General features: G+C 44.3%; 1 protein-coding gene. It reads left to right on the top strand.

The window, feature by feature from the left end; genetic code table 11:
- The first annotated feature begins 55 nt into the window (after nucleotides 1–55).
- Entirely contained in the window at nucleotides 56–9,682 is a 9,627-nt protein-coding gene (locus tag LVD17_RS24620; protein ID WP_233762349.1) for a Tc toxin subunit A-related protein, read from the top strand.
- Nucleotides 9,683–9,742 lie beyond the last annotated feature (60 nt).

The following is a 9,742-nucleotide window of genomic DNA, read 5'->3' as shown; positions in this document are numbered from 1 at the left end:
TTTTTAAACTAAAGCATAATAACAAGAATATAATATATTTTAAAACCAACTAACCATGCCTACTGAAGCCCCAACCTTTACCATATCCGGACAGGTACTGAATTCAAAGAAAGAGCCGATTTTCGGCCTAAGGATTTCAGCCTGGGATAAAGATCATGAAGTGAGCGATTACCTGGCAACTGCCTATACCGACCAGCAGGGGCAATTTGCCATGGAGTATGATGAAAGCCGCTTCTACGATGATTATAAAGACAGTCTGCCTGATGTTTTCTTCCTGGTTTATCAGGGAGATACAGTAATCCATACCACCGAAAACAAACCCATCAAAAATGCTGAAGACCTTGATGGTATCACTATTATCCTGGATGAGGATCATGTCGTTGATGATCCGGATATACCAAAGACGTATTCGGTTCAGGGGATCGTAACGTTAAAAGAAACTCAGGCCGTGGTACCAGATATTAAAGTTGAGGCCTGGGATAAAGACCATAAGATATGCGACCAGCTTGGTGTGAGTATAACTGATAAGAGCGGAAGCTTTTATATTCAATACCCCGAATCAAAATTTAAAGATGATCCCAAAGACGACCTCCCTGACGTGTTTTTTCGACTCTATGCCGGAGACGAAATGATCCATACAACAGAAGGAAGTCCTTTAAAAAATATAGTAAAAAAGAAAGGCATTGTCATAGAGCTGGAATCCATTGCGGAAGATCACCAGCAAGATCAACCTCCCTCAAAGGATATTGTGCTTAATCTTGCTGAAAATGTTAGTGCTACACCACAATCCCTTCAAAAAGATCAGCCTAAGGTCTATGCAGACATTGTGCAAAAAGCACAATCCGAATTGCAAAAGCAGGCTGCATCCTTTTTTGATACATCTTCCTATGCACTGAAGTACTGGGCTAAAAAGCTGAAGTTTACTTCACTTTCAGACCCTGAGTACTCCATTGCGGACTATCTGGAAGAAGCTGTTGACAATAGTAATCTGAATGCATCAGCCAGGCTTGAGGCCCGTGGAAAACTGGCTACCTGGAGCGGAGCCGAGAACTTAAATTTTATCATACAACCCAAAACGCCCATTAAGGATAATGTCCTGTTTGAAAGTGCACTGAAACAAGCCGACATATTCAAACTGACAGAGATCATTGGTTTCGACGAGCCCATTGCCCAACAACTCATTGCCAGAAAGCTGACCTTGAGTACCCTTGGTCCTGAATCAATAAAAGCACTTGAAGAAGACAAGGTCATCAGTCAGGAAGAAGGACGTAAACTTAACCTGGAGGCCAATATCTACGCTCTGGCTCAGGGTGATCTGCAGTTACATCAGGTGATTAAAAACTATAACAGCAATGCCCCGGTAGAATCACTCAAAGATCTGGCAGCCTGGGATGTGGAAGCATGGAAAGAAGTGCTCATGCAGGCGCAGGTTGAAGATGATGAAAAGCTGGAAAGGAAAGCCAGACTTAAACAAAAGCAAATTGAGAGACTTTACCCACATGAAACCTTCAAATCCAGGAGTCAACTTATGGAAAATCAGGGTATTCAGCCATTGATGGGCAAATTTTATAGTCAAAATGCTGGGTTGAACTTTCTTTCCATAAATTATAACAATGGCGCGGTCAACAATATCAACTTGTCGGGGTTCTCTGAATCCGAACAGGAAATGGTATTGAATAACCTGAAAACCAACAAACGCCTGTACAAGATCACGGGCGATGCATCAGATACCTTTAAGCTGAAGCAGCATTATAAAGGAGCCAATGAGATCACGAGGCAGAGCTACCCAACCTTTGTGAAAAACACCGGCTTTGCCGAACCGATTGCTAAACTATATTATGAAAATGCTAAGATAGCGGCCCTTAACCTTGGCGTGGGTATGATCAATATTATTGACATCCTGAGAAACCCTTTGGGAGGTAGCCCTGTTGATGGGGCCGATGAAGAGATCAACGAATACCTTCGGCGATTAAATGGCTATGAAGAGTTTTTTGGAGAAACAGATTTTTGTCAATGTGATCACTGTTCTTCGATTATCAGTCCCGCCGCTTATTTTACCGATCTGATGAGTTTTTTGACCGAGCATGTGCTGGATGAACACTTTACTGGAGATCACACTGACCATGCTCTGAACCCTAAGGTGCGCAGACCGGATTTGTGGACGGGTCTGAAACTGACTTGTGAAAATACGCATGAACTCCTACCGTATCTCTCCATTATCAATGAAGTATTGGAAAATTTCATATATGTACAAGACAAGAAAGAAGAGGACGGGGGTGAGGATGAGGTGGAATTACCTTCTGATCGCAGTGAAATTGAGAACCATGTTTATGACCTGATTAGCCTTGAAAGTGAATCAGAGCCTTTACCAATCCGTAGCTTAAAACAGCCTTTTAACTTGCCGGTAACTGCTCTGGAAGTCTACTTGCGTCACTTCCCCATCACCCGCGCTTCGATTGCCAGGGAATTGCTGGCCTTTATCGACGATGATGCGGGTATCATCCCTCAGGCTGATCTTAAGCTGTCAGGGGCACAATACAGGCTGCTTCAAAATCTTGGCGCCTACCAGGAGGAGGCATTTCAGGCCGGGCTTTATGATATTGAAGCAGGAGCCATAGATAGCATTGATGTACAACACCTGCTCCAAAAGCTGGGTATAAAGCGGAAGCAGTTTACTGATCTTATAGAAACACGTTTCGTGACATTGAACCATACCCAAGCGCTGGAAGTAAGGGCATCGAGTTCGACTGGCGATATCCAGTTTGATCACGAAGACCTGAGGGAAGCAGATGCGGGAACATTGGACAGAATGCACCGATTTATCCGGCTATGGAGCCAGCTGAATTGGTCAATAAAAGAGCTTGATCAGGTGCTTTATAACCTGCGGGAATCATTGGATGGTGCAGAAATTAATAATTTGTACCCTGGCAGGATAGCGGCGTTTGTGGAATTACAAAAGGAGCTTAAACTGAGTATTGATGACCTGTGTGCGCTTATCTATCAAATTCCGGTAGAAGGCAGTCCCTCTCTTTTCGATAGGAAATTTAACATGCGAAGCTTCATTCATACCCCGGAAGATAGATGGGCCATGGAGGACATGTCGGCCTGGAGCCTTGATTTCAGGCATCCTGCGTATGTTACCGACGGAAGTGTTGCCGGTACTGCTACCACAAGCACTCTGCACCGGCTGCTTTCCGGGTTAGGAATAAATGACGAGGAGTTATACGCACTCATCGAAAACCTCAAGGGTCCGCTCGGGGTATCGGCCTCTGACGGGACCTTCTCACTGACAGTGGCCAACCTTTCGCTTATATACAGGCATGTTCTGGTACTTAAAAAATACAAACTGAAGGTCCATGAATTGTTCTTCCTGATCGGTATTGAGTCATCCGTTGCCACGGGATACCTTACTGGTTTTGAAGATGTATCCGTTCTGGCCCAACTTATGGAATGGTATAAAAACAGTGACTTTACTGTTGATGAACTGGCTTTTATACTTTTGGGTTCACCGTTGGTAGAAGCACGGTTTGCTGCTCCCGAAGCGATGGCTTACGACATCTGGTCGCAGATCCAGCGTGAGGGGAACCTTCTGTTTACAGATACTATATTTTCGCATGTTGAGGGTATTTCCGAAGACCAGTCCAGAGCCGTGGTAAGGGCTAATAATACCCTGCTGGTTCCTGCTGACTTGAGAACTTACCGGATGAGTGTAGAAGGCCCGACAACTTTCAGTCTGACCATTCCGTCACCATTGGCAGATAGCCTCACCCGGGAGCAGCAGGTACAGATAACCAGTGCCCTGCTCAGGCTGGTTAGTGAACAAATGCTGTCTGGTACACCTTTTCCCGCCGATACCCTGACGAGCATTGATGGACTGGATGCCGATAGTTCGAGGCAAATCCTGGAAGCTAACGGATCAACCTTTACAGCCACGGGTTCCGGTGAATTTGAGATTGTTGCAGGTTTGGAAAGTGACCTGTCAGGGTTGAATATTAACATTCCGGTCAGTATTCTTGATATGCTCACGGTAGAGCGCCCGGCATTCCATGCTTTTGTGCTTGATCTTATAGCCAGCTATATGTTGCCCGGAGCACCGGAAGTGTCAGATCGGTTATTCATGGGGGTAGGAACTTTAACATTGGATGCTTCAAGGGATATTATTGCTGCCAATACCACTTTATTTGAAAATATTGAGAGCACTGCAAAATTCTGGCTAAGTCCTGACTTTGACCTGAGTTCTGCTATAAACATTCCAGCGAGTATACCATTACCCGTTGAGGAAGCCAGAGCCATCCTCATCACAAAACATATTAGTGTAATTTTACTTAACGCCCTGGGAGGACGGTTAGGAGAGGCCACAGACAAAGTAGATAAGCTGGCCTTACTCGGAGGCTATGACTTTAACAGCCCGGTTCTGGGAAGTCAACTGACCCGCATAGCCCAGGCTATTGAACCTCTTGCGTTATGGAATGAATTAGCAGGTGTACTGCAACAACTTGCCATCAGGTTTAAAGACAAAGCTTTTGATCCGCAGGTATTGGAATTTATCCGCTTAAACACCGGAGGATCAGGCGAAATATTCAAGGCAGTCAGTCCTGATGATTATCGTACTGCTCAGCTTGAGCATATCAGGGAATTTGAAATGTACAGGCAATTGAGCAACACTTTGAAAGAGATTGATATTTTGCATGATGCGCTTGCATCATTTGATACATCCTCTTCAAAATTTGCAGCAGATGCTATTGAGCAAATAGCTGAATTGTTAAATGCAGAAGCCAGCCTTATTTCTGTACTCAATGATGTGATCATTTTTCCGGGAGGTGGTACCTCAAACGAAGCTTTAAAGGCACTCCGGAAGCTTTACAGTCTTGCAAAACTGGTTCAGCAACTGGGGATAGGAGCGGAGGTACTTCCCTTGTTTGTTTCCAGCGACTATAATGAGCTGTCCACCGCTGTCAAAGCTGTTACAGCTGCCATAAGGACAAAATATGAAACTGAAGAGGCCTGGGAAGAGAAGATCGGCCCGCTGGAAGACCGGATACGTGAGTTCAAGCGTGATGCGCTTACGGACTACCTTATCCATACCTTTCGATTTGATAATGAAGACACGGAGGAAGCGGAAAATCACCAATGGTTTATTACTACAAATGATCTTTACAACTATTTTCTGATAGATACGGAACTCATGGGCTGTGCCAGAACCTCCAGGCTGGTAGCAGGTATTTCAAGTTTGCAGCTGTACATCCAAAGGTGTCTGATGAATCTTGAACAAAGTGAAGACGGATCGGTGCATGTGCTACCCGCTGATATTCCTGCTGCACAATGGGAATGGCGCAAAAATTATCGTGTATGGGAAGCAAACAGAAAGGTATTCCTGTATCCTGAAAATTACATTGAGCCGGATCTGCGAGACAACAAAACAGAGCTATTCACTGAGCTGGAATCTACCTTGCTGCAACAGAAGATCAATGCAAAGAATGCCCTGGACGCTTATGCTAAGTACATGAAAGGCTTTGAGGAGGTATCGTCATTGAAAATAGCCGGAGCTTACCATCATCTCGGTGACCTGCGAAGAGACACCATCGATCAGGCAGCTGATACCCTGCATTTATTCGGAGTAACAGCTTCTGAGCCAGGTGTATATTACTACCGAACCATCAGAAATATTTATAAATGGGAGAAAAATGCAAACAAATATGGTATTCAGTACGGCAATTGGGAAAAGGTTAATTTACAAATCCCTGTCAGGAAAGTATCGCCCATAATTTATCAGGGGAAATTGTATGTTTTTTGGGTAGAAATAGTCACAAGGCCAAAACCAGAGTCTGAATGGGCGGATGAAGAAAAGGCAGAGTACCTGCATACTTTTAAAATAAATTTTTCAAATCTTCAATTAGATGGTACCTGGTCGCAGGCCCAGCCTATTCTTATAGAGGAAAGCCAGTTTTATCGTCAGAGCGATATCACTAATATGCCTGAAGTCGATGAAAATTACACGAAAAGAGGATGGGATGATATAAAGGTTTTTCCGTCCGTTGACGAGCGAACTGGTAATTTAACGATTGCAAATGCTTTTCTTAATCACACTATAGTACTGCATACCCGAGGTGTTGGGGAGGGACTCAGCAGGATACAGTCTTATCCTTTAAGCGTTCCTGCTAAAAGATTGTTAAAAAGCGGAAATGAATTGGGATTTTGGAAGCCAACGACATCCAGTTATGCCTTTAAGTATTACTTAAGCAATATGGCTTTTGAAAATGAGCTGTTATATAGTTTGTCTGTAAGGCCTCTTTGTGAACTTGAAGGTGAACTTGTTTCCTATGATCTGGTCAACGGAAGTCTTTCTGATGCAATCATTGATAATAACGGTGATTTACTTTATCTACACAGCATACCCTCTGATGAGTCATTTGCACTAAAGAGAGTAAGTACTACATTATCGGGTAAAATGTCGCGGAAGCTGTTTGAGTATGGAATCGATGCACTACTTGATGTAAATAATCAAAAGACTGAAATTATTGAAAGACCGGCTCTGGTAGATATAGACGAATATTATGTGTGGAATGACATAAAGCCTGTCCCTAAAGAAGGGGCCATGAGTGTATATTTTCGGGAAGTGTTCTTCCATATCCCTTTCCTGATAGCCAACCACCTCAATAGCCAGGGTAAATATGCTGATGCGCAGCGTTGGTATCACTATATTTTCAATCCTACAGCCGTAGACCTTTCAGGTGATGCTGATGCAAATCCTTCAGACCGTGTATGGCAGTATATTGAGTTCAGGGATATGGAGTTTGATACCTGGTATAACAACCTGAATGATGCGCAGGCTATACAGGCGTATGAAAATGATCCGTTTAACCCACATGCTATTGCACGGCTGCGGTTGGGGGCTTACAGGAAGGCTATTGTTATGAAATATATAGACAATCTGCTGGATTGGGGCGATCACCTTTTTGCAAGGGACACCATGGAATCTATCAATGAAGCTACATTATTGTATGTGATGGCTTCGGAAATTCTTGGTAAGCGCCCTGCCGAATTAGGTAGCTGTGATAATGACGAGGGAGATAAGACTTACGAGGAATTGATGGAGCATATGGAAGGGGCCACATGTACAAACTTCCTAAACAGTGTAGAAGATACAATATCTGAGCGCAGGGAAAGGGTATCCGGTACCGTTGACAATCCACCCTATGTTTCTGGAGATACGATAATTGGGGCCAATAATTTCGTGTTAAACAATGGATTCAGTTTTTATCTTTCCATGAATGGCTCAGGTTCAAACCATATGGTGAGTGAGCCTATCGTTATGGCTGGTGCTGTAAACTTCAACGGCAATGGACTGGTTAATGGTAACCTGATAGAAAATGACTTCAAAGGCATAGACTGGAAAGACAAATGGGGCAACATAACTGACCTTTACTCATTTCATACCAGTTTCCTGAAACAGACCTGTGCTTTTTGCATTCCATCAAACCCTGATCTATTGGGGTACTGGGACAGGGTAGAGGACAGGCTTTACAAGATCAGAAACTGTATGAATATTAGCGGCGTGAGAAGACAGGTGGCTTTATTTGCTCCGGAAATTGACCCGCGCCTTTTGGTACGGGCCAGGGCGGCAGGTCTGTCACTGGATGAAGTGCTCAATGCGCTTCAGGGAGAGTTACCTCCGTATCGTTTCGCATTTCTATTGGCAAAGGCTAAGGAATATGCGGGTGCGTTACAAAGTTTTGGGGGAGCTTTACTGGGAGCCCTCGAAAAGAAAAGTGCTGAAGAGCTGACCCTGTTGAGAATGGCGCAGCAGGATGAGGTATTAAAAATGACTTCCAGACTGAGGGATATGGAAGTGGAGGCTGCGGAAGAGGGTCTGGAAGGTTTGAGAAGGAGAGAGCTGACTATCAAAAATAGAGAACTTCACTATCAGGAGTTACTTAATGCAGGATTGATCAGTGAAGAACAGTGGCAAAAAGACTTGAAAATGATCTCACATGCATTAACAGAGTTTTCCGTTATTCCAATGACTGTATCGGGCAATCTGAGATTTGCCCCCAGTATTTTGGGATTCAGCAATAGTACTCCAACAGATGGAGCTGCTGATGGAGCCCAGGTTTTTGCTTCAGTATTGCAATATCTTGCGGGCACAGCCAGCAGAGGAGCAGATTTATTAGGATCTATGGCTTCAAATAAGAGAAGAGAACAGGGCTGGCAATTCAGTCTTGAACAGGCGGAAAATGAGTTGATGGAAATTGAGAAGCAGATAGAAGCTGCCGAAATACGAAGAGATATATCTGTTAAATCGCGAGAACTACATGAAAAGAGTATAGAGCAGCACCAGGAAACTTTTGAGTTCTACAGAGATAAGTTCACTAACCTGGGGCTATATACCTGGATGTCGAACCAACTGCAGCGAATGTTCCGTGAAGCTTACCAGAACGCTATGACTATGGCTCGAATGGCTGAGAGAGCCTATCGCTTTGAGCGAAATGATGATACTTCCGTTTTATTGGATGGCAACTATTGGGATGCCTCCAAAGCCGGACTGATGGCAGGAGAAAAACTGATGAGTGCTCTGAGACAAATGGAGTTGAAATATATGGAAACCCATACCAGGAGTATGGAGGTTGATCAGGCATTTTCTTTAACACAAATAGCCCCTGAAGCTATTATTGAGCTTAAAACTACAGGAACATGCGAATTCAAGGTACCTGAGTTTTACTTCGATCTGTTTTACCCGGGACAGTACAGGAGGAGGGTTAAATCGGCTCGCCTGACCATCCCCTGTATTACAGGCCCCTACAGCAATGTAAGTGCAGTACTCACATTGAAGGAAAGCTATATCAGGAAAGAAGCCAAACTTGATGCAGATGGCGGTAAGCTTAGCCTTGTACCAGCTTCGCGAACCACTACAGTGGCTACCAGTACAGCACAAAATGATAGCGGCGTATTCCGGCTTGACTTTAGGGATGAGCGTTATATGCCCTTTGAAGGAGCGGGCGCAGTTGAGAGTACCTGGAGGCTGGAGCTACCCAGAACCTTCAAAATGTTTGATTACTCTTCAATCAATGATGTTATTCTGCATATCAGCTATACGGCAGATTATGATGTTCTTTTCAGAGAGAAGATAGAAGGAGCCAATGAGGAGGCTAGTGGCTACCTCGAAAGCCTGCTGTCAGGCAGCGATTTCGGACTTCCCCGCGTTTTCAGTATTCGCCAGGAGTTTTCTCAGACATTCCATAGATTGCTGCACCGTCCGGTGGGAGAGGTAGTACCTTTACAGCTTGGTGAAAGACATTTTCCATTGTTTTTACAGGGACGACAGCTTCACATTGTTTCGGCAGAACTGAAGATTGAGCTGGATGAAAACGGCTTCAGAGGTGATGATGGAGAAGGAGTGATTCCTGATACTATTGATATGGAGCTCTCAGTTCAGGGCAATGGTTCCGTTATAAGTGATGTTACATGGACGAGAGAAGCAGGCACAAACATATTCAATGGCGCTATTGCCTCAGAGACTTTTGGGGCATTTCTCCCGGCAGTTCATCCCATAACATTAAATCTGACGGTTAATAATGCAGGAAATGTTGCACCGGAAACATCAGGTCCGGGTGATGAATCTGCACTGGACGATCATAAGGTGAAAGATGTTTACCTGTGCCTGGCATACCGGGTTTCCGGCTGACCCATACCTGTATAGCGGAAAACCTGTGGTGAATAAATGGTGAAAAATGCCTTTGCTATA

This window comes from Fulvivirga ulvae (genome assembly GCF_021389975.1).
GTDB classification, from domain to species: domain Bacteria; phylum Bacteroidota; class Bacteroidia; order Cytophagales; family Cyclobacteriaceae; genus Fulvivirga; species Fulvivirga ulvae.
This window is presented reverse-complemented; position numbering and strand designations above follow the sequence as displayed.